15 protein-coding genes and 2 tRNA genes are annotated in these 22,102 nt (G+C 43.4%); 5 read left to right on the top strand and 12 right to left on the bottom strand.

Annotated elements, in window-relative coordinates; translation table 11 throughout:
• Window positions 1-10: 10 nt before the first annotated feature.
• Complete coding sequence (trmD, locus tag B5F34_RS07490; RefSeq protein ID WP_087336770.1) at window positions 11-688, bottom strand: tRNA (guanosine(37)-N1)-methyltransferase TrmD; 678 nt, start codon at window positions 686-688, stop codon at window positions 11-13.
• Window positions 689-774: 86 nt separating this feature from the next.
• Here trmD and ligA point away from each other — a divergent pair, with 86 nt between their 5' ends.
• Together ligA and dapA are read left to right on the top strand one after the other, a co-directional pair.
• Window positions 775-2,778: an NAD-dependent DNA ligase LigA gene (gene ligA, locus B5F34_RS07485; RefSeq protein WP_087336767.1), complete on the top strand. Its 2,004-nt coding sequence runs from the start codon at window positions 775-777 to the stop codon at window positions 2,776-2,778.
• Window positions 2,779-2,871: 93 nt separating this feature from the next.
• Entirely contained in the window at window positions 2,872-3,768 is an 897-nt protein-coding gene (gene dapA / locus B5F34_RS07480; RefSeq protein WP_087336763.1) for a 4-hydroxy-tetrahydrodipicolinate synthase, read from the top strand.
• A gap of 450 nt (window positions 3,769-4,218) precedes the next feature.
• Here dapA and B5F34_RS07475 read toward each other — a convergent pair.
• From B5F34_RS07475 to B5F34_RS07455, 5 genes are all read right to left on the bottom strand, one after another.
• Window positions 4,219-4,292, bottom strand: a tRNA-Arg gene (locus tag B5F34_RS07475).
• Between the two features lie 23 nt (window positions 4,293-4,315).
• Window positions 4,316-4,389 (bottom strand) — tRNA-Arg (locus B5F34_RS07470).
• Between the two features lie 75 nt (window positions 4,390-4,464).
• Window positions 4,465-6,765, bottom strand: a complete 2,301-nt coding sequence (locus B5F34_RS07465) for a patatin-like phospholipase family protein (protein WP_087336759.1) — start codon at window positions 6,763-6,765, stop codon at window positions 4,465-4,467.
• A 170-nt stretch (window positions 6,766-6,935) separates the two neighbouring features.
• Window positions 6,936-8,984: a molecular chaperone HtpG gene (htpG, locus tag B5F34_RS07460; RefSeq protein ID WP_087336757.1), complete on the bottom strand. Its 2,049-nt coding sequence runs from the start codon at window positions 8,982-8,984 to the stop codon at window positions 6,936-6,938.
• A gap of 152 nt (window positions 8,985-9,136) precedes the next feature.
• Window positions 9,137-11,662, bottom strand: coding sequence for an ATP-dependent Clp protease ATP-binding subunit (locus B5F34_RS07455; protein ID WP_087336754.1), 2,526 nt, complete (start codon window positions 11,660-11,662; stop codon window positions 9,137-9,139).
• Between the two features lie 327 nt (window positions 11,663-11,989).
• Here B5F34_RS07455 and gyrA point away from each other — a divergent pair, with 327 nt between their 5' ends.
• Both gyrA and B5F34_RS07445 read left to right on the top strand, forming a co-directional pair.
• Entirely contained in the window at window positions 11,990-14,494 is a 2,505-nt protein-coding gene (gene gyrA, locus B5F34_RS07450; protein ID WP_087336751.1) for a DNA gyrase subunit A, read from the top strand.
• 34 nt (window positions 14,495-14,528) lie between these two features.
• Window positions 14,529-15,749 (top strand): tetratricopeptide repeat protein, encoded by a 1,221-nt coding sequence (locus B5F34_RS07445; protein WP_087336749.1) that lies wholly within the window; start codon window positions 14,529-14,531, stop codon window positions 15,747-15,749.
• 132 nt (window positions 15,750-15,881) lie between these two features.
• On the opposite strand, the gene B5F34_RS07440 is transcribed toward B5F34_RS07445, so the two are convergent.
• A complete protein-coding gene (locus B5F34_RS07440) occupies window positions 15,882-16,142 on the bottom strand; it encodes a DNA-binding protein (protein WP_087336746.1) in 261 nt (86 codons plus the stop codon).
• A gap of 64 nt (window positions 16,143-16,206) precedes the next feature.
• Between B5F34_RS07440 and B5F34_RS17730 the strand changes: the two genes are divergently transcribed.
• Entirely contained in the window at window positions 16,207-16,473 is a 267-nt protein-coding gene (locus B5F34_RS17730; RefSeq protein WP_087336743.1) for a hypothetical protein, read from the top strand.
• 139 nt (window positions 16,474-16,612) lie between these two features.
• On the opposite strand, the gene B5F34_RS07430 is transcribed toward B5F34_RS17730, so the two are convergent.
• From B5F34_RS07430 to B5F34_RS07410, 5 genes are read right to left on the bottom strand one after another with little or no spacing between them, the layout of a single operon-like run.
• Window positions 16,613-17,434 carry a tetratricopeptide repeat protein gene (locus B5F34_RS07430; RefSeq protein WP_087336929.1) on the bottom strand — a complete coding sequence of 274 codons (822 nt, stop codon included), beginning with the start codon at window positions 17,432-17,434 and terminating at the stop codon, window positions 16,613-16,615.
• Between the two features lie 17 nt (window positions 17,435-17,451).
• A complete protein-coding gene (locus B5F34_RS07425; protein ID WP_087336740.1) occupies window positions 17,452-19,257 on the bottom strand; it encodes a BatD family protein in 1,806 nt (601 codons plus the stop codon).
• A 33-nt stretch (window positions 19,258-19,290) separates the two neighbouring features.
• On the bottom strand, window positions 19,291-19,986 hold the full coding sequence (locus B5F34_RS07420) for a tetratricopeptide repeat protein (protein WP_087336925.1): 696 nt from the start codon (window positions 19,984-19,986) through the stop codon (window positions 19,291-19,293).
• Between the two features lie 59 nt (window positions 19,987-20,045).
• The gene (locus B5F34_RS07415) at window positions 20,046-21,071 is read right to left on the bottom strand and encodes a VWA domain-containing protein (protein ID WP_087336922.1); all 1,026 of its coding nucleotides are present in this window, start codon (window positions 21,069-21,071) and stop codon (window positions 20,046-20,048) included.
• 40 nt (window positions 21,072-21,111) lie between these two features.
• Window positions 21,112-22,095 carry a VWA domain-containing protein gene (locus tag B5F34_RS07410; RefSeq protein ID WP_087336737.1) on the bottom strand — a complete coding sequence of 328 codons (984 nt, stop codon included), beginning with the start codon at window positions 22,093-22,095 and terminating at the stop codon, window positions 21,112-21,114.
• Window positions 22,096-22,102: the final 7 nt, after the last annotated feature.

Raw genomic sequence — 22,102 nt, 5'->3', positions numbered from 1 at the left:
ATCACGGAGTCTATTCATTCAGCAAGTCCGGACGGAGTCTCCGCGTTCTTTCTATTGACTGCTGCAACTCCCATTCTTTAATTTTAGCCTCATGCCCGGAGAGTAAAATTTCAGGAACCTTCCATCCTTTGTAATCTGCAGGCCGGGTATATACCGGTGCAGCCAGCAGATTATCTTGGAAAGAATCAGAAAGAGCCGATTGTTCATCCGAGATAACACCAGGAATAATCCTTACAATTGCGTCAGCTATCACGGCTGCTGCCAATTCTCCTCCGGTTAGCACATAATCGCCGATACTGATTTCTTTTGTAATGAAATGTTCACGGATGCGGTAGTCAATTCCCTTAAAGTGGCCACACAAAATGATAAGATTTTTCGCCAAAGATAAGGTGTTGGCCATAGGCTGGTTGAACTGTTCTCCGTCGGGGGTAGTAAAAATGACCTCATCATATTCACGCTCAGCCTTCAGAGCATCGATGCAGCGTTCAATAGGTTCGATTTTCATAACCATGCCGGCAAATCCGCCAAAAGGATAATCGTCTACGCGGCGATGCTTGTCCAGGGTGTAATCACGAAGGTTATGGATATGTATTTCTGCCAGCCCTTTGTTTTGGGCACGCTTCATGATGGAGCAGTTAAAGAAGCCTTCCAGCATTTCCGGCAAAACAGTAATGATATCAATGCGCATATATGTATATTGTTCAATTTTGGGCGCAAAATTACGAATATTCAGGGAGAAACCCGTATTTTTGCAAACAAACAATCAGAGGAAATATGACGATTAAAGAAAAGATAGATCATCTGCGTATAGAGTTGCACCGACACAACTATAATTATTATGTGTTGAATGCGCCAGAAATCTCCGACAAGGAATTTGATGACATGATGCGCGAACTGCAGGATTTGGAGAAAGCGCACCCCGAATATCAGGATGAAAATTCGCCCACTATGCGCGTGGGTAGCGATTTGAACAAAGACTTCAGGCAAGTGGCACACAAATATCCCATGCTTTCTTTGGGCAACACCTATTCGGAAACCGAAGTGGCTGAGTTCTACGAAAGAGTGCGCAAGGCGTTGAATGAGGATTTTGAGATTTGCTGTGAACTGAAATACGACGGTACATCTATTTCACTGACCTACGAGAATGGCAAACTGGTGCAGGCCGTTACACGCGGTGACGGCGAAAAAGGAGATGACGTGACGGACAATGTAAAAACCATCCGGAGTATCCCCCTGATACTTCATGGCGATTATCCACCCCTGTTTGAAATAAGGGGGGAAATCCTGATGCCCTGGACGTCATTTGAAGCATTGAACCGTGAACGGGAGTTGAGGGAAGAACCACTGTTTGCCAATCCGCGGAATGCTGCTTCGGGCACTTTAAAGTCGCAAAACTCGGCTGTGGTAGCCAACCGCAAGCTGGATGCCTATCTGTATTACCTGTTGGGAGACAATTTGCCATCGGACGGGCACTATGAGAACCTGCAAGTGGCTCGTACGTGGGGATTTAAAATCTCCGAACACATGAAGAAAGCAAGCTGCCTGCAGGAAATTTTTGAGTACATCAAGTATTGGGATACAGAACGAAAGAACCTGCCCGTGGCAACCGATGGCATCGTGCTGAAGGTTAACAGCATTCGGCAGCAACGCAATTTGGGATATACGGCAAAATCACCCCGCTGGGCCATTGCCTACAAGTTTCAGGCCGAACGGGCTTTGACCCGGCTCAATAAGGTGACTTACCAGGTAGGCCGCACGGGAGCCATAACCCCGGTAGCCAACCTCGACCCTGTCCAACTTTCGGGCACTATTGTCAGAAGAGCCTCCCTGCATAATGCCGACATCATTGAAGGTCTGGATTTGCATATAGGAGACATGGTTTATGTGGAAAAGGGCGGCGAAATCATTCCCAAGATAACAGGGGTTGACAAAGAGGCGCGGAGCGCTTCACTCGGCGAGAAAGTGCGCTTCATTACGCATTGCCCTGAGTGTGGAAGCCAACTGGTCCGCTATGAAGGAGAAGCAGCCTATTATTGTCCCAACGAAACAGCCTGTCCACCTCAGATAAAGGGCAAGATAGAGCATTTCATCAGCCGGCGCGCCATGAACATCGACGGCCTGGGTCCTGAAACCGTAGATCTTTTCTACCAGATGGGACTTATAAAAGATGTCTCCGACCTTTATCTTTTGCGTGCAGAAAACATCATGGGATTGCAGCGCATGGGCAAGAAATCGGCAGAGAACATTATCCGCGGCATCGAAGCCAGCAAGGAGGTGCCTTTCGAGCGCGTGCTTTTCGCCTTGGGCATCCGTTTTGTGGGAGAAACCGTAGCCAAAAAACTGGCGCGTTCTTTCTCTGACATCGCCCATCTCCGGTCGGCCGACGTCAACACACTGACAAACATTGACGAAATAGGAGAGAAAATCGCCCAAAGTATTGTAAGCTACTTCGCTAACCCACAGAATTGCGCATTGGTGGAACGGCTTGAGAACGCCGGTCTTCAATTCCGACGCTTGGAAGAGGGGCAGCAGGGACGCACCGAGCGGCTGGCAGGACAAAGCATTGTCATTAGCGGTGTCTTTGCGCATCACTCCCGCGATGAATACAAAGAGCTTATAGAGAAAAACGGAGGAAAAAATGTAGGAAGTATTTCTTCGAAGACCAGCTTCATCCTGGCAGGCGAGAACATGGGCCCCGCCAAGCTGGAGAAAGCCCAAAAGCTGGGCATTCGCATTGTAGATGAAGAAGAATTCCTGCAAATGATTGACGAATCGTAAGCAAATCTATTTTTTTTCTTGAGAAAAATCGCAAGAGAAAGAAAAAAGTAGTACTTTTGTCAGTCTCAAAATAAACAGATTTATACCGGATTTATGATACGTACCAAGTTGAAAGGTATGGGAGTAGCCTTGATTACCCCTTTTAAGTCAGACGAAAGCGTTGATTACGACGCCCTGATGCGGCTGGTTGATTACCAGGTGCAGAACAATACAGATTTTCTTTGTGTGCTTGGCACCACGGCCGAGACTCCTACGCTGACAGAGGATGAGAAACAAAAAATCAAAAGAAGAGTGATAGAGCGCGTCGGGGGCCGCATCCCCATTTTGCTGGGTGTAGGCGGAAACAACACCCGTTCTATTGTAGAAACGCTCAAAAACGATGATTTCACCGGGGTAGATGCCGTGCTTTCTGTAGTGCCTTACTATAACAAGCCTTCGCAGGAAGGCATTTACCAGCATTATAAAGCAATTGCCGAAGCACGCCCGGACATGCCTATCGTGCTCTACAATGTGCCAGGCCGTACGGGAGTAAATATGACAGCCGAAACCACTTTGCGGGTAGCCCGTGACTTCAAGAACGTGATAGCCGTAAAAGAAGCCTCCGGAAATATCACCCAAATGGATGATATTATTAAAAACAAACCAGATTCGTTCGATGTCATATCCGGTGATGACGGCATTACTTTCCCACTCATCACCTTGGGAGCCGTGGGGGTTATCTCTGTCATCGGGAATGCTTTCCCACGCGAATTCAGCCGAATGGTGCGTTTAGCCCTGCAAGGGGATTATGCCAATGCCCTGGCCATTCATCACAAGTTTGCAGAATTGTTTAAGCTGCTCTTTGTAGACGGCAATCCGGCCGGAGTAAAAGCCATGCTCAATGCCATGGGAATGGTGGAAAACAAGCTTCGGCTGCCGTTGGTTCCCACCCGCATCACAACATTTGAAGCCATGCGCAAGATATTAAATGAACTGAATATCAAGTGCTGACACTTTAAACAGTAGGAAACAAGAGGGTGTGTCAAAATAAATATTACCTATCATTCTGTCACCCCGAGCTTAGTCGAGGGGTCTCACTATGCGTAATGTGAGATGTTTCGACTTCGCTTCGCTCCGCTCAACATGACAGAATGAATGATAGTGATTTTGAATTTTGACACACCCTCTTGTTTTTTGGGGGATATGCGTACATTCAAGGTTAGCCAGCCAAACCTAAAGGTTAGGTTGCTAAACCTAAGGGTTAGACCGCTAAACCTAAGGGTTAGGAATCCCAATACCCAAGAATAGATTTCCTCATATATAATAAGCAAAATTCAAGTACCTTAGAAGCAGATTTCCCCAATATAAGGACCAACTTCGGACCCCGGAGCTTGAACTGAAACTCCATACGCGCATAAAAAAAAAGAGAACCTTACAATGTCTTTGTAAGATTCCCTTTTGTGACTCCTACAGGATTCAAACCTGTAACCTTCTGATCCGTAGTCAGATGCTCTATTCAGTTGAGCTAAGGAGCCTGCTTATATTACACACTACTTAGTGACTCCTACAGGATTCAAACCTGTAACCTTCTGATCCGTAGTCAGATGCTCTATTCAGTTGAGCTAAGGAGCCTTTCGTTTTAACGGGTGCAAAGATACGGACTTTTTTTGAATCAGCAAGCGTTCGCCTTATTTTTTTTCAAAAAAACTATTCAATAAAACGATAGTTGAACAGCTGCCAGCCAATAGTCAGACCAACATTCCACTCCCTACGCGGTGAGCTATAGTGATTTAGGTAAGCTGCAATGGTGCCGAAGGGCAAACGGCATACGACTGATATTTCTCCCATGTATTCAAAGCGCGAGAAGGCTTTTCCGTAATAAGCATTGTTTTGCTCATCACACAAAATAGGAAAAATCGGCATAAATCCGTAGAGTTCTGTCCTCAGATGAAACATATCACTAAAACGCCATATAGGTTTGATGCCCGCAGCCACAAACTGGTTGGCACGAAAGGCCGCATTATACATCAGCTTACTATGCGGTGTGGGTGAGAACTCGCCAGCCTGCATCATAGTGGCCGTGTAATTGGTAGAAAAGTTTTTGGATGAGTAGAGTGCCTCCACCATCCAGCCTAAGGTAAACTTTGGGCTTATGGAATGATACGATTCCTTTCCGTAAGAGATTTGCAACCAAGTCTTGCGTTGTTTGAAAGGAGAATCTTCAAAAAATGCCGATGTTCCTGGCCTGTAGTGCTCGCTGCCGGTGAAAACCTGTGCAATCAGCTTCTCGTAGTAACCCCTGATGGCATACTGACGTGTATCGAGCGTACTCCCGTAAAAGCCGACAGCACCTCCAAACAAATTATAGGAACTGCGGTCTGCTTTGTCATTATTAAAGTCAATCACCTTGGTCTGGAAATAGTTATCGACCAGATACCCATACCCTAAACTGAACTCAGCCCGCTTGTTGGACAAAAAGGGAAGAGCCACCATCATTTTCACGAAACGTTCCGTTTTTGAATTCAGCGATGGCATATCGTTTTTTGAAAACAGCTTGTCCTTGCGGTAATAGTCAAAAGAACTGAAAGAGGCAATAAGACGGTAGGAGGTAGGAATGCGCGTAGGCAAATCAATACGTCCCATCAGTTGGGCGTTGTTGTAGATTTTACCCAACTGCCCGTCAAGTATTATTTCCTTAGAATAAAAATCCAAGTTCTGATAACCGACTCCCAGATATATCTGGTTGGAACTGGTGGTAGATACGTTTCCACCGATGCGCACCGAAAAGTTGCTCTCTATCTGTACCTTCAGATGGAGTTCGAACAGACCCTCGTCTCTGTTATAGACGGCATGCGGAATAATCTCAGAAATCATATTGTCCGCCAAAAGCCGGAAATAACCACGCTTGGCATCGTCAATCGTGAACGTGTCGCCTTCTTCACCATAAAATTCTTTGCGGATGTAGGCCTGCTGCTGCGGATCCGCTCCTTCGATATATATATCCCTGAATACATAATCGGGCAAATTATGCCGGTATATTTTGCGACGCAACTGCACCTCCTTGCTGTCAACCCGCCGGTGAATGCGTCCTTTAATAGAATCCATCAGACTGATAGCACGTTTGTAGCCTATATCGTGGAGCTCGTCCAGCCGGTTGAAGTCAAGCAGATTCACGTCGCTATACTTAAAACTCATTACTATTCCCGCCGAATCCGGAATGGTGTAGTCGGTTTTCTGCATAATCATATTTTCCAACTGACTCATCAGATTACCCTCCTGGGGCTTTTTCGGATTGTCAGCCACCACACTTCCTATGATGATATCAGGATGAAAATCCTCATATACCACATCGGCCGGGAAATTGTTGTAAATGCCTCCGTCATACACCAATACACTGTCTATCTCAATGGGCTTAAAAACAAACGGAAAGCTCATCGAGGCGCGCACAGCATCCCCCAAATCCCCCGTACGCATTACCAACGGGCGTTTGTTGTAGACGTCAGATGCCACGCACCGGAACGGCACAAACAAGTTATTGAAGTTTCCCTGACACGAAGCTGTAGCTTGCCCAAACAAAATCATAAAAGCCAGGTTCATCTGGATGGGATTTATCATGTTGGTCGGAATTTTAGGTTTCACCTTATCCGACCCGCGGAAAGAAAAGCGGAGATTGAAGAATTCTGGCGTAGGACGGTTATGTTTGAAATAGTAAGCATTTTCCGGCTCAACGGTTCCCGTATACCACTGCTTAAAGTTTGGCGAACGCAGCAATTCCTCCATTTCATCGGGCGAATATCCCATTGCATACAGAGAACCTATAATGGCCCCCATCGAAGTACCGGCTATATAATCGATGGGAATATCGTTTTCTTCGAGGGCGCGGATAATTCCGATATGGGTCATCCCCTTGGCCCCACCTCCGCTCAGCACCAGGCCTACACGTTGAGCCTGTACAGCCGGAAGCAAGCAGAGAATCATCAATGCCCAGAGTAGAAATGATTTTTTCATGTCAGTTTTTCAGATAAAAAGAATAAAGCAGGTTTTAGAATTCGATTCAAATGTAGGAAATAGTTTTTATAATAGCAAATAAAAATCGGCATTATGGCTGTATTTTACACCACAATGCCGATAAAAGAAGATAAATGCCATTATAATGGCTCTACTGAGTCAGCCTATCCTCATCCAATCAGTTCAATGCTACGTTTCAGGAAGTTGTTCAACGCTTCTCCTTTCAGCATACCGTTTTGAAGCAAAGCCAAATCAATGAGCTGACGTACAACTTTGTTGCCTGCCGCATAATCAGCCAGCACTTTTTCTTTCTGTTGCTTCAATTCATCCCATTTCTTGTCGAGACTGCTCAGTTCATCTTTCTCGGCAGTAGGAATATCTTCATCCTTCTTACCTTCCTGAGATTTACGCAATTCCTTTCGGCGTGAATCTGTTTCGTCCAAACTCTTCTGAATCGGGGCAATCGAATCCTCACACGAAGCATTTTCATCGCTCAAGATATCCTTCACCAGTTTATGGTCGGAATTCAAGATGAGGTTATACATATCGGGCATCTCACCATAAAAACTCATGCCAGACTGTATGTTAGCCATCTCCTTCATACGGCGCATATACTCACTCTGTGTAATCATGACCGGGAAGGCATTCTCTCCGAGAGAATCGGCTGTAATATGGAATTCAGCTTTTTCTATCTTAGGCAATTGGCTCTTAAACATGATGGAAAGCACCTCTTGCTTACCTGCTTCCAACTCCTCGTTTTTTGCGTCTTCTTTCACGATGAGTTTATCTATCACATCACTGTCTACGCGTGTGAAGCGGCATTTTTCAAGCTTCTGCTCCAACATGCTCACTACGGCTATATCCAGCTGTCCGTCCATCAACAAGACATTATACCCTTTGGATTTAGCTGCTTCGATGTAGCTGTATTGTTCATCTTTATTGTTGGCATAAAGATAGATAAGCGTACCATCTTTATCTGTTTGCGCATCTTTGATGAGAGTTTTGTATTCATCAAAGGTGTAATATTTCTTATCGGTATCCTCCAGCAAGGCGAAGTCTTTGGCACGGTCGTAAAAATCTTCTTGTGTCAACATGCCGTAATCGATGAATATCTTTAAGTCGTCCCACTTCTCCTCAAACTGTTTACGGTCGTTTTTGAAGATGCTCTGCAAGCGATCGGATACTTTCTTAGTGATGTATGTCGAGATTTTCTTCACATTCGAATCGCTTTGCAGATACGAGCGTGATACATTCAACGGAATATCCGGCGAATCAAGCACACCGTGCAGCAGGGTGAGGAAATCAGGCACAATACCTTCTACAGAATCGGTAACGTACACCTGGTTGCAATAAAGCTGGATTTTGTTCTTCGTCAGTTCGATGTTGCTCTTTACCTTCGGGAAATATAGGATACCGGTTAGGTGGAAAGGATAATCCACATTCAGATGAATCCAGAAAAGAGGTTCATCAGCCATTGGATAGAGGTCGCGATAGAACTTCTTATAATCCTCATCCTTCAATTCGCTGGGCTTCTTCGTCCAAAGAGGAGTCGTATCATTGATAACGTTATCCTCGCCTGTTTCAACCTGTTTCCCGTCTTTCCACTCTTTCTTTTTACCGAATGCCACAGGAACGGGCAAGAAGCGGCAATATTTGTTCAGCAAGGCGGAAATACGCGATTCTTCAAGAAATTCCTTACAGTCATCGTCTATGTAAAGAATAATATCTGTCCCACGGTCTGTACGGTCGGAATCTTCTAATGTAAACTCTGGGCTTCCATCGCAAGTCCATTTTACTGCTTTAGCATCTTCCTTATAAGACTTGGTGACGATTTCCACCTTTTTGGCTACCATGAAAGCCGAATAAAATCCAAGTCCGAAGTGGCCGATAATGGCATTTGCATCATTCTTGTACTTCTCCAGAAAATCATTGGCACCCGAAAAGGCTATTTGATTGATATATTTGTCTATTTCTTCAGCAGTAAGTCCCAAGCCACGGTCTGACACAGTGACGGTATCCTTACCCAAGGAAATATGTATGGTCAAATCACCCAACTCACCTTTGAAGTCACCCATGGAAGAAAGGGTTTTTAATTTTTGCGTGGCATCCACTGCATTGCTTACCAACTCACGGAGAAAAATCTCGTGGTCACTATACAAGAATTTCTTTATGACGGGGAATATGTTCTCAGTTGTTACCCCAATGTTTCCTTTTTGCATATCTATGGCTATTTAAAAATATTATTTTTGAATCAACAATATAATACGCATTCTTGATTTCTCAGCATGCGCACTTCTTATTTCAACAAAAAAAGTGCCAGCCCTCACGGACTGACACTTTGTCGCTTTTATATGTCAAAAAAACTACCGAATTACTCTTTCTTACGTATTTCAAGTGCATCTTTTGCATCTGATACGCAAAGCACATCTCCAGGCTGCACGGCTCCCGACACAATAAGCTCCGAAAGTTTATCTTCCAGATAATTCTGGATAGCACGTTTCAGAGGGCGGGCACCATACTGCACATCGTATCCCTTAGCCGCTAAAAAGTTTTTGGCTGCATCATCCACCTCCAGATGAAAACCTATGGCTTCCAAGCGATTGTAAAGTCCCTTCAGCTCAATGTCTACGATACGGATGATAGAATCCAACGAAAGCTGGTCGAAAGTTATGATTTCATCCAAACGGTTCAGGAACTCAGGCGAGAAACTCTTGTTGAGAGCTTTTTGTATGACACCGCGCGAATACTCTTTATCATCAGCGCCACGGTTCTGTGCAGCAAATCCGATGCCGCGCCCAAAATCCTTGAGCTGACGGGTGCCGATGTTTGAAGTCATGATAATGACTGTATTCTTGAAGTCGATGGTGCGGCCGGCATTGTCAGTCAACCTGCCTTCGTCCAACACTTGCAAAAGGATGTTGAACACATCTGGATGCGCCTTTTCAATCTCATCTAACAACACGATAGAGTAGGGACGCCGACGTACTTTTTCGGTAAGCTGTCCTCCTTCTTCATAACCTACATATCCGGGAGCGGCACCAATCATGCGCGATACTGTATATTTCTCCATATACTCGCTCATGTCGATACGTATCAAAGCATCCGAAGATCCAAACATATATTTGGCCAGCTGTTTGGCCAGATGAGTCTTTCCTACGCCCGTAGGTCCCAGGAACATAAAGGTTCCAATAGGACGGTTGGGGTCTTTCAGGCCCACCCGGCTTCGCAATATGGCTTTTACAACTTTCTCAATAGCAGTATCTTGTCCGATGACCTGGCTCTGCAGGGCGTCTTTCATACCCGCCAGCTTAACTCCCTCGGCTTGCGCCATACGCTGTACGGGCACTCCCGACATCATAGACACAGCATTGGCTATTTCGTCTTCATCCACCACTTGACGCGCTTCCTTAACCCGGGTTTCCCATTCAGCCTTCATGGCATCCAACCGGTTTGTTGCCTCGCGTTCCTGGTCACGATAACCGGCCGCCAGCTCAAAATTCTGCGATTTCACCGCTTCAGCCTTCAAACGACGTGCCTCTTCAATCAGTTTTTCCTGTTCTTCAATCTCCTTAGGAACACTTATATGAGTAAGATGCACGCGCGAACCGGCTTCATCCAACGCATCAATGGCTTTGTCGGGGAAATGCCGGTCGGTGATATACCGCTCTGTCAATTTGACACAAGCTTCAAGAGCCGCATCTGTATAAGTCACATTATGATGTTCCTCATATTTTTCTTCGATATTTCTCAGAATTTGCAAAGTTTCGTCTGCCGTAGTAGGTTCAACGATGATTTTTTGGAAACGTCGCTCCAATGCTCCATCTTTTTCAATGCTTTTTCTGTATTCATCAAGAGTAGTGGCACCGATGCATTGTATCTCACCACGCGCCAGAGCCGGTTTCAGCATATTGGCCGCATCCATCGAGCCGGTAGCTGCTCCGGCTCCCACCATGGTGTGTATCTCGTCAATGAAAAGAATGACATTAGGGTTATTCTGCAACTCATTGATGATGGACCGGATGCGTTCTTCGAACTGTCCGCGGTATTTTGTTCCGGCCACCACGGAAGCCATATCGAGCATAATGACACGCTTGTTGAACAAAACCCGTGATACCTTGCGTTGTGTGATGCGCAGGGCTAACCCTTCTACGATGGCCGACTTACCGACACCCGGCTCACCTATAAGTACCGGATTATTTTTCTTACGGCGGCTCAAAATCTGTGCGACACGCTCTATCTCACGCTCACGTCCCACCACAGGATCCAGCTTGCCCTCGGCAGCAGCGCGGGTCATGTCGGTGCCAAAATTGTCAAGTACGGGCGTATCACTTCCTGCCGACTTACCGGGGGTTGCCTGGGCCGACTGTTGCCGGTTGCCCGACGCCGACTGGCGACCTGCTCCGTCTTCCATCTCGTCTTCTTCTTCATCGTCTGGATAGCCCATACCCGCTGTGGGGTTGGCCGACTTCATTGACACCAGGTCAAAGACGGTTTGATAGTCAGCACCCGTTTCTTCTAATACACTCGCCGCTAAGTTGTCCCCGTCTTTTAAGATTGCCAACAAGATATGTTCTGTATCTACTGAGGGGCTCTTAAGCAAGCGGGCTTCAAGCATACAAATTTTGAGAATCCGGGAGGCTACGGGCGACAACGGAATGTCTGCATCGGCCTCTAAGGAGTGGTCTGCCTGTATTTCCAGATAGTGTTCAATGCGCTGTTTCAACTTCTTTCTGTCCACCCCCAAACGGTCAAGCACATCTATTGCCTTGCCATTGCCCTGGCGCAGAAGGGCCAGTAGCAGGTGCTCCGGGCCGATAGCTCTGCTTTTCAGTCGGTTGGCTTCCTCTTTGCTGTATGTGATGATGTCTGAAACTCGTTGTGAAAATTGATTTTCCATGATTTTTTTATTCTCCGTATTCGTTTTGAGATTATCAGTCGGCAAAGATACGCATATAATATCATATCTGCGTTATCTGCTGACCTTTTTTATGTAATTCCTACAAATAGCATGCCAAAGTATTGCAAAGGTTAAACACAGGCATTTCTCCCTCTGAAAAATACGCCTCTGCATGCTGTGAATCTTTATCAAGACTGGAATGTAACCGAAACGCACAAGGGCTCCAAGGCAAGTTTTTGGCTGAAAACTTTCGTATATCGAAAAAAAGTCTTACCTTAGCGTGGTTTTTCTGCGAACCGCACATAATTAATTAATCAATAATTGTAAATGGTTGAACAAGACAGAATTATAAAAGTAAACATCGAGGAGGAAATGAAGTCATCGTACATTGACTACTCTATGTCGGTCATTGTAGCACGTGCCCTTCCCGATGTACGTGACGGTTTCAAACCCGTACACCGCCGCATTCTTTTCGGCATGATGGGGTTGGGAAATACGTCTGACAAACCTTATAAAAAATCGGCAAGAGTAGTGGGTGAGGTGCTGGGTAAGTACCACCCGCACGGCGATTCGTCGGTGTACGGCGCCCTCGTCCGCATGGCACAATGGTGGTCCATGCGTTACATGCTGGTGGACGGCCAAGGTAACTATGGTTCCGTGGATGGCGACAGTCCAGCGGCGATGCGTTACACGGAATGTCGTTTGCGCAAAATCGGTGAAGACATGATGCAGGACATCGATAAGGAAACGGTGGACATGCAGAACAACTTCGATGATACATTGCAGGAACCGACCGTAATGCCAACCCGCATTCCCAGTTTATTGGTAAATGGCGCTTCAGGCATAGCTGTAGGTATGGCGACTAATATGCCGACACACAACCTGAGCGAAGTAATAGATGCATGTGTAGCCTATATTGACAATAATGATATAAGCATTGAGGAGCTGATGAATTATGTAAAAGCTCCAGATTTCCCCACGGGAGGTTATATTTATGGCATGAGCGGTGTGCGTGAGGCCTATACCACAGGAAGAGGGCGTGTCATCATGCGCGCAAAGGCTGAAATTGAGACCGGTACGACGCACGACAAAATCGTGGTTTCCGAAATACCGTATGGGGTTAATAAAGCCGAACTTATCAAGGATATTGCCAATCTGGCTAACGAAAAGAAGATAGAAGGAATATCCAACGCTAACGATGAATCAGACCGTCAGGGCATGCGCATTGTCATTGATGTAAAACGGGATGCCAATGCCAGTGTAGTACTGAACAAGTTGTATAAAATGACACAACTGCAGACATCGTTCAGTGTCAACAATGTGGCTCTGGTGCATGGACGCCCCCGCGTGCTTAACCTGAAAGACCTTATACGTTACTTTGTAGAACATCGTCACGAGGTAGTCATTCGTCGCACGAAATTCGACTTGCGCAAAGCTCAGGAACGTGCCCACATATTAGAAGGTCTTATCATTGCCTCAGATAATATCGATGAAGTAATTCGCATTATCCGGGCTTCTCAAACCCCCAATGAGGCAGTGAACAACCTTATGAACCGGTTTCAACTGTCCGAAATGCAGTCACGTGCTATTGTGGAAATGCGTCTGCGACAGCTTACGGGACTCCAACAAGAACAGCTACATGCCGAATATGACGAAATTCAGAAAAAAATCGCTTACTACGAGCAAATTTTGGCTGATGAGGAGTTGTGCCGTAAAGTCATAAAAGACGAACTGTTGGTGGTGAAAGAAAAATATGGCGACCCACGCCGTTCGGAAATTGTTTATTCATCCGAAGAATTTAATCCCGAAGATTTCTATGCTGATGACGAAATGATTATTACCATTTCGCACATGGGCTATATTAAGCGTACGCCTTTGAGCGAATTTCATGCACAGAATCGGGGTGGGGTAGGCTCAAAGGGCTCAGACACAAGGGAACAGGACTTTGTGGAACACATTTATCCTGCCACGATGCACAACACGATGCTGTTTTTCACCAAAAAGGGAAAATGCTACTGGCTCAAGGTATATGAGATTCCTGAAGGAGCTAAAAATGCCAAAGGACGTGCTATCCAAAATCTGTTGAATATCGATCCAGATGATGCAGTGAATGCATACTTGCGTGTTAAGAATCTAAATGATCAGGAGTTCATTAACTCGCACTATGTACTTTTCTGTACCCGTCAGGGCGTCATCAAGAAAACCTTGTTGGAGCAATATTCACGTCCCCGCCAAAACGGTGTAAACGCTATCACTTTGCGTGAAGGCGATGAAGTAATCGAAGTACGTATGACGAATGGAAATAATGAAATCATCATAGCTAACCGTAAGGGACGTGCTATTCGTTTCCATGAAAATGCCGTACGTGTAATGGGGCGCACAGCTACAGGTGTTCGCGGCATGACTCTTGATGAAGACGGAAATGATGAAGTAGTGGGCATGATTTGCATCAAAGACTCAGCAACGGAAACCATTATGGTTGTGTCGGAACAGGGCTATGGCAAACGTTCTGAGTTGGAAGACTATCGCATCACCAATCGTGGTGGAAAAGGCGTGAAGACGCTGAATATCACTGAAAAAACCGGCGAACTGGTCGCAATCAAATCTGTAACGGACGAAAACGATTTGATGATTATTAATAAGTCTGGTATTACTATCCGCCTGAAAGTAGCAGATGTACGTGTGATGGGGCGTGCCACCCAAGGTGTGCGACTCATTAACTTGGAAAAGCGTAATGACGAAATTGGCTCAGTCTGCAAGGTGACTTCAGAAACAGCAGAAGAAGCTTTGGAAGACAATGGCACAATAAATGACGAAGAAAACAATGAATAGACATAATCATTAATCTTTTAATTATCTTACAATTATGAGAAAAATTGTATTTTCTGTAATTTTGTTATTGGCGGCAAGTTTTACTGCTTTTGCACAAGAGAAAGCTGTAAAAGAGGCCAAGAAAATTGCCAATGGAGTTACTCCGGATTTTGCCAAGGCAGAAGAATTAATCAATGGAGCCTTGACCAATCCTGAAACTAAAGACCAAGCTGAAACGTGGAATGTAGCCGGCTTTATCCAAAAAAGACGGAGCGAAAAAGAAATGGAAAATGCCTATTTGCGCAAGCCTTACGACACACTGCAAGTGTATAACAGCGCCTTAAACATGTGCAAATACTATTTCAAATGCGATGAATTGGCACAGATTCCCAATGAAAAGGGTAAAATCAAGAATAAGTACCGCAAAGCGAATGCTGCTGCCATTTTAGGCGAACGTGGCAATCTGATTAATGGTGGTATTCAGTTCTTCAATGAAGATAAGAACAAAGAAGCACTCGATTTCTTTTCTACTTATGTAGATATCGCCAGCCATCCAATGTTCGCTGACAATGAAATCGTAAAAGCTGATACACTGATGCCGCAAATTGCTTATTATGCAGCATTAGCCGCCATGAAATTAGAAGATTATCCCAGTGTCATGAAGTATGCCCCTGTTGCAAAAGATGATAAGGAAGTTGGAAAATATGCAATGGAGTTCTATTCTACAGCCCTTAAAACAGAAGGTGATACAGCTAAATGGGTTGAATCTTTAAAGGAAGGTGTCGAGAAATATCCTGAACATCCATTCTTCTTTGGAAATCTTATTGATTACTACAGCAACAGCAAAAAATTTGATGATGCGATGGCTTTTGCAGATGAAATGTTAGCTAAGGATCCTAATAATGCTTTCAATCTTTATGTAAAAGGATACTTGTATCATAATATGGAAGATTATGATAATGCACTGGAATATTATAAGAAAACCATTGAAGTAGATCCTAATTATGCAGAAGCTTATTCTAACGTAGGCTTGATTTACTGCCTCAAGGCACAAAATTTCTCGACCAGTGCTACAAGTGATGTAAATGATCCTAAATATAAAGAAGACCAAGCTACTTTAAAATCTTTCTATGAACAGGCTAAGCCTTATTATGAAAAGGCTAGAGAATTGAAACCTGACCAAAAAGATTTGTGGGTAAATGGCTTATACAGTGTTTACTATAACCTGCAAATGGGTGCAGAATTTGAAGAAATAGAAAAGTTGATGAATAATTAATTTTCTTCAGACTATTTCCTAAAATGCGTCAAGCGAACATTGTTGGACAGCATTGCTAAATTCAACCATGTTCGCTTGACTCTTTCTGTCTTATAGTTTCCTTAGACACGAGTTTATTTACTTTATTCTTGCTTAATCTGATGCACGAGCTTCCTCATCTAATATCTTTAACGCCCAATCAAGTACTGTTGTGTCATCAAGCATAACCAAGCCACCATCTGGACCTGGTTCTAAATGAATGCCAACGCTTTTACCTTCCTTGAAATTCTGTCCCCCAAAGAAATTGCGCACAGTGTCAACGTCTAAGCCCAATTCATCGGCTATTCTGTGCATGCTACCATCAGGCAGGGAATCTTTAATCTTTCTAAGTTCATTGAATGTTATTGCTCTCATATTTGTAAAAATTGAAGGTTAATAATTTTGTTGCATATTTACGCCATAAACTTAGAAGAAAAAAATGATTTCTCAAAATAAAAGAGCTATCTTTTTTCATTTAGGCGTCAAGAAAATGAGCTGGCAGAGTCAACCAGCGAGTGCAACATTACGAAATATTTTTGAAAAAGACCTCCTTAGGCGTCAGGAAATTGAGCCTTTCCCTGGGCCTAGTGTTGATTTTCTTCCTGATCTTGGCAATCTTTCGTCCCTGCCATATCAAGTTATCATATTAAACATAATGCAGATTATTTACAAACTATTAAAAAACAATGTTTTGAAACACGGATGATTTCGGATGGTTACGATTCAACTAAACAATAGCGACTGCAACTATTGGGTTCATAGTGACAATCGCTATTGTGGTATATAAAGGTTTAAAACCTATGGTTTATTTCTCTTTTATTGGCATCATTAAACTATTCGAAATGTCAAATGACTTCAATGGCTGATGACGGAAGCCAACCAACTTTTCCGTCTTCCAAACGGATTTCCTTCCACTCATGCATGGTATTATCTTTGATCTCTACTTTATGTCCTTCATGTAAGATGAATAAATTGGTACCACTCTCACTTGGAGTACTATGAACAGTAACACTTGGAGCTATAACAATAGCCTTAAAACGATTGGTAAGGTTTTTCTTTTGCTGTAAGGCAAACACATTACAGAGAATTACAATAATTAGTAAAATGAACCCACTGATAAAACCAATCTTCTTCCCTCTTACAGATTTGGAATAGAAAAACAAGCCTAAGCATAATAGAAAGAATACAAAACATACAATAGCCAAATAAGACCAAGCATCAATACTCAAACTATTAATAAGAGTTTTAAACCAACCTATGAAAAATATATCAGGAATAGATGCAATCTTATCAATTGTTTTAGCACGAGCTATCTCCAAATTGGCGCGGATATCACTGTTACCGGGCGAAAGCAACAAGGCTCGTTCATAATTAAGAATAGCATGAGCAATATCATTAATTTTGTAATAACTATTGCCTAAGTTATAATATACCTCGGCAGCTTCACCTTGTTTCAAAAGTGCTTCATAAATCTGAATCGCTGTCTGAAAATCATTACGCAGATAAGCACTGTCTCCGGCAGCTTTCGTTACCTGATCTGGATTGAAAGAAACAAAACTTTCTGCTGTAGTCACACTATCGTTTGATATTGTGTCTACTAGCATCTTTTGTCCTTGAGCCCAATTGGAGATGAGCGTAAGCAAAGCAATAAATAATATCTTTTTCATATCTATCATTCTCTTATTCAATGTTTAATAGAATTTTCCATTTTGCTAATAACTTCTAATGCTGCTTGGTATATTTTGTCCATACCCTGATTATTATCGGAAGGAGCAAAACGCGCAAATTCACAATTATTCAATGCACTCAAAAATTCCGCTATCAAATTATCTGCAACACCATAACTGCGCAATTCCTCTTCAATATTGTCTTTAGAAAGTTGCGAGGTCGGAATGTTTAACTTATCACTGACATATCCCCACAAAGCTTTTAAAACTTCATCATAGAATTCATCTTTCTTGTTGTCTGACAACAGCTTACCAGCCATTTTCAGGCGCTTTACGGCTACTTTATTCGCTTTGCGCGTGCGTACTCTCGCCAAATTGGCATTGGCTGCAATCTGCTTACGGTAGATAATAAAGAGAATGATGAAAATAAGTACAGGTATCAGATAGCATAAGATATATCCAAACGTTCCGAAGAAAAACTCTCCACGCGGAATTAGCTTTACAGGATTTTGTTTTATAAAGCGTATGTCTTCATTTAAGACTTTCAATTCTTCTTTATTAGTGAAGTTAGCAATTGTTTGAGTGGCATTGCCTTCTCCTTTTTCCACATGTATGTTGTATCCCTCCGATTTAAGGGTTTTATACGTTTTAGATTTTATATCAAAATATGTAAATTCTACAGGAGGAATTTTATAATCCCCCGCATTACGAGGAATGGCTAAGTATTCGATAACTTTGCTTCCCGACAATCCTTCGGTGGTCAGACGAAACTTATTGTCACTCTTAGGGTCATAAATTTCGAAGTCTTCCGGGAATTTAACTTCAGGATCAGCAACCAACTTCAGATTTCCCGTGCCCGAAACAACCAACTTCACCGTAATGGCATCGTTGGTTTTAACATTTGTGCTGTTTATAGACGACGACAAGCTAAAATCCCCCACTCCACCAGAAAAGCCAGCAGGTTTGTCAGGCAAAGCCTTGACCTCGATTGTTTGTACAGGAGTAAAAAGAGATTTTTTGACTTCCGTCATATTGCTTCCCCCATTGAAAAAAGCTTCAAACGGATCAATCGTTTGGTTGGCAACAGCTATAGATGCATCAAAACGAGCTGCATCTATAGTGAGTTTACCTGTTTGCTGTGGGAAAAGCACAAACTGACGATAAATGGTTGTCTGATAATTACGCCCTTTGTAATGCTCCAAACCCCAATGCCGGTTAGCAGGCAATTCCACTTCCTGTGAATGGAATCCCTTGAAATCTGGCAGCTTCACATTATCAAAGGCACGCAAATCTACTTGAGTATATATTTTGTAAGTCAACAAGATAGCTTCCTGTTCATAGACATTGGTTTTATTTACTGTAGCTGTAATAAAAAGATTGTTCTTGGAGATAGAGGTGTTGCCAGCAGCCGTTGTTCCATTAGACCCGGAGGATTTGTCGGCAGGCAAGACCTTAATGGTCACTGAATTAGAAACCATCTGATTACCGTCAGCTGTCACGGTTGCTCCCGGTAGAGTAAAAGTCCCTTCAGTCGTAGCCATCAGAATGTATGTAAATGTAATGCTTTGCGTAGAAGTGGTTTTTCCGTTTATCATTTGCATACTGGTCTGTTCCGAACGGCTAGGCCCCATCAGTACATCGAACCCTTTGATTGATGGAGCCCGGAAATCTCTCACTTTTTGCGTTGTAACTGTATAAGACAACCGGAATTGGTCTCCCACGGCTACTGCATCGGGAGCTGATGCCGTAAATGTCACTTCATCAGCCCAAATGGTCAGGCAGGCCATCAACAACATGGCCCATAAAGAAATAATCCTTTTCATATTTTTGCGTACATTTTTTTCATTTACTCACGTTTACCAGTCTTTTTCCAACTTGCTGCCCCGAATGATTTGCTGCTTTTTTACTTTATCTTGCACATTCTTTTCATCCTGCATCACAGAATTCAGTAATTGTTCGGCATTTTCTTTGGACATCTGATTGTCTTTCTGATTCTGGTCCTTCGGTTGTTGTTGATCCTTCTGCTGATCTTGCTGTTGCTCTTGCTTTTGCTGCTCCTGTTTCTGCTGCTGTTGATCTTGATTCTGCTGATTCTGATTTTGTTGGTTTTGTTGTTGGTCTTTCAGCATTTTCTGAGCTAAAGCCAAGTTGTAACGCGTTTCATCGTCCTTGGGATTATTGCGGAGCGATTCTTTGTAAGCTTCAATAGCCTTGGCATATTCTTTCTGCGAATGAAAAATGATACCGATATTGTGAAAGATTTGAGCCTTTCGCCCCTTATCCTTCTCAATATGTGCCGCACTGACATATTGGTCCATAGCTTCTTGTAACTTATTCTGCCACAAAAGTGTATTTCCCAGATTGAACATTGCAATGGTAGACTTAGGGTTGACTTCTAACGCTTTACGGTAGTTAACCTCTGCATCTACGTAAACGCTATCTTTAAAATAACGGTTTCCCTTCCGGATATGGTCACGTTCTGCTTTTTGTGCAAAAACTGTGGCAGAAAAGATGGCCACCACCAACAGACACAAATATTTTTTATGCATCATAAAGTTTTGCTTCATATCAGACAAATCTTTTAACACGGTAATAAATAGGACGTTACTAATTATTTTTTAGAAAACAAGTGTATGTTTCGAAACAGTGGATTCTTGCTTTCCAATATCAGCATCTCACCCAACAACAGGATGAGTATAATCCATGCCACAGCCTGAAACTGTTCGTTAAAATCGGTATAGACCTTCGTTTCTACGTCAGCCTTAGCCAATTTGTCTATTTCTTTGCTGATGGTCTTTTGAGCATTATTTGTATTATCCACCCTCACGTAAATACCTTTCCCTTTTTGAGCCACTTCCTGGCACATTTGTTCGTTCAAGCGGGTTACAATAACATTACCATCTTGGTCACGTCGATAATCGTTCCCTCCTTCTGCTGGAATAGGTGAACCATCTGGTGAACCAACACCTAAAACATTCACCTGAATACCTTTCTCTGTAGCGCGGTTAATTGCTTCATCCACACCACCTTCGTGGTTTTCACCATCCGTAATAAGAATCACCGTCTTCCCTACTCCTTCCTGGGGAGTAAAACTGCGGGTAGCTAAATCAATGGCAGCACCAATAGCCGTCCCCTGTTTGGAAATCAACGAAGGAGTGATTGTTTCCAAGAACATTTTGGCCGATATGTAGTCGCTTGTAATGGGAAGCTGCGTGAAGGCATCGCCCGCAAATACAATCATACCCACTTTGTCGTTCTGCATTTTGTCAACTAATTGAGATACAAGTCGTTTAGCTTTTTCTAAACGACTTGGCTGCACATCTTGTGCCAGCATTGAGTTCGATATATCTAATGCGATAATAACTTCAATACCTTGCCGCTTTACTGTTTCCAGCTTGGAACCGAACTGGGGACGGGCTAAAAGGACGCTGAATAAGCCCACCGTTATCCAAACAAGAGTAAATTTTACATCTGGCCGATACTTAGAGACACCAGGCATCAGTGAAGCCATCAATTCCGGGTCGCCAAAGCGGCGTATAGCTTTCCGCTTTCTATAATTGGAATATAAATAGAAAATTGCGAGCAAAGGCAGAAGCAGTAACAAGTATAAATAAGCAGGTTCTTCAAATCGAAACATGGCCATAAATTTTACGATAGTTCAACATAAATCGGATAGATCAAGGAATCTTCTTCAATACCGAATTGCGCAATAAAACTTCAAGCAATATGCAAAGGAAAGCAGCCAAGGCAAACCACTGATATTCTTCCTGACGTTTGCTGTATTGCTTCACGTTTAGCTTAGTCTTCTCCAATTTATCAATCTCTTCATAGACTTCCTTCAGTTTTGAGTTGCTTGTAGCACGAAAATAATTACCTTCGGTAATGCCTGCTATCTGTGTCAAAGTTTTCTCATCAATTTCAACAGGCATGTTGATGTATTGCACCGTTCCACCGATAGGGTAAGGATAAGGAGCTGTGCCATTGGTACCCACACCAATGGTATAGACACGTATGCCAAAACTTTTAGCCATTTCAGCAGCTGTTAAAGGAGAGATGTCTCCTCTATTGTTGGTACCGTCCGTCAGCAGGATGATTACCTTTGATTTGGCTTTACTATCTTTCAGGCGTGTAATAGCATTGGCTATACCCATGCCCACAGCTGTCCCGTCTTCTACCAGACCACATTTCACATCCTTAATAAGATTCAAGAGCACTGCATGATCTACAGTCAGCGGACATTGTGTAAAACTCTCTCCTGCAAAAAGAGTAATGCCGATATTATCATTGGGGCGTCCGTTTACAAACTCTGCTGCAACTTCTTTGGCAGCCTCCAGACGGTTGGGTTTCAAATCTTCTGCCAGCATACTGGTCGATACGTCCACAGCCAGCATAATATCAATTCCTTCTATTTCGCTATTCTGCCAACTGTCGGTTGTTTGCGGTCGCGCCAGAACTAATATGACAAGAATCAATGCTATGATTCTCAATATAAAAGGAACATGAAGCAGATAATTCTTATAGCTTTTAGGGGTATGAGCATATACCCGTGCATCCGAAATCTGAAGCGTGGCTTCGTTATTCTTCCGCTTCATGATATACCATATTATATATGGTACCAGCAATATTAATAAAAAAAGGTATCCGATATTAGCAAAGACCATAATTCAC

Source organism: Mediterranea sp. An20 (genome assembly GCF_002160055.1).
GTDB lineage: Bacteria > Bacteroidota > Bacteroidia > Bacteroidales > Bacteroidaceae > Bacteroides > Bacteroides avicola.
Note: the sequence above shows the minus strand (reverse complement) of the source record. Positions and strands in the feature narration are given on the sequence as shown.

What these genes read in the sequence shown, in the direction of transcription:
- trmD (WP_087336770.1), bottom strand. Translation starts at nt 688, where the DNA reads ATGCGCATTGATATCATTACTGTTTTGCCGGAAATGCTGGAAGGCTTC.
- ligA (WP_087336767.1), top strand. Translation starts at nt 775, where the DNA reads ATGACGATTAAAGAAAAGATAGATCATCTGCGTATAGAGTTGCACCGA.
- dapA (WP_087336763.1), top strand. Translation starts at nt 2,872, where the DNA reads ATGATACGTACCAAGTTGAAAGGTATGGGAGTAGCCTTGATTACCCCT.
- B5F34_RS07465 (WP_087336759.1), bottom strand. Translation starts at nt 6,765, where the DNA reads ATGAAAAAATCATTTCTACTCTGGGCATTGATGATTCTCTGCTTGCTT.
- htpG (WP_087336757.1), bottom strand. Translation starts at nt 8,984, where the DNA reads ATGCAAAAAGGAAACATTGGGGTAACAACTGAGAACATATTCCCCGTC.
- B5F34_RS07455 (WP_087336754.1), bottom strand. Translation starts at nt 11,662, where the DNA reads ATGGAAAATCAATTTTCACAACGAGTTTCAGACATCATCACATACAGC.
- gyrA (WP_087336751.1), top strand. Translation starts at nt 11,990, where the DNA reads ATGGTTGAACAAGACAGAATTATAAAAGTAAACATCGAGGAGGAAATG.
- B5F34_RS07445 (WP_087336749.1), top strand. Translation starts at nt 14,529, where the DNA reads ATGAGAAAAATTGTATTTTCTGTAATTTTGTTATTGGCGGCAAGTTTT.
- B5F34_RS07440 (WP_087336746.1), bottom strand. Translation starts at nt 16,142, where the DNA reads ATGAGAGCAATAACATTCAATGAACTTAGAAAGATTAAAGATTCCCTG.
- B5F34_RS17730 (WP_087336743.1), top strand. Translation starts at nt 16,207, where the DNA reads ATGATTTCTCAAAATAAAAGAGCTATCTTTTTTCATTTAGGCGTCAAG.
- B5F34_RS07430 (WP_087336929.1), bottom strand. Translation starts at nt 17,434, where the DNA reads ATGAAAAAGATATTATTTATTGCTTTGCTTACGCTCATCTCCAATTGG.
- B5F34_RS07425 (WP_087336740.1), bottom strand. Translation starts at nt 19,257, where the DNA reads ATGAAAAGGATTATTTCTTTATGGGCCATGTTGTTGATGGCCTGCCTG.
- B5F34_RS07420 (WP_087336925.1), bottom strand. Translation starts at nt 19,986, where the DNA reads ATGATGCATAAAAAATATTTGTGTCTGTTGGTGGTGGCCATCTTTTCT.
- B5F34_RS07415 (WP_087336922.1), bottom strand. Translation starts at nt 21,071, where the DNA reads ATGTTTCGATTTGAAGAACCTGCTTATTTATACTTGTTACTGCTTCTG.
- B5F34_RS07410 (WP_087336737.1), bottom strand. Translation starts at nt 22,095, where the DNA reads ATGGTCTTTGCTAATATCGGATACCTTTTTTTATTAATATTGCTGGTA.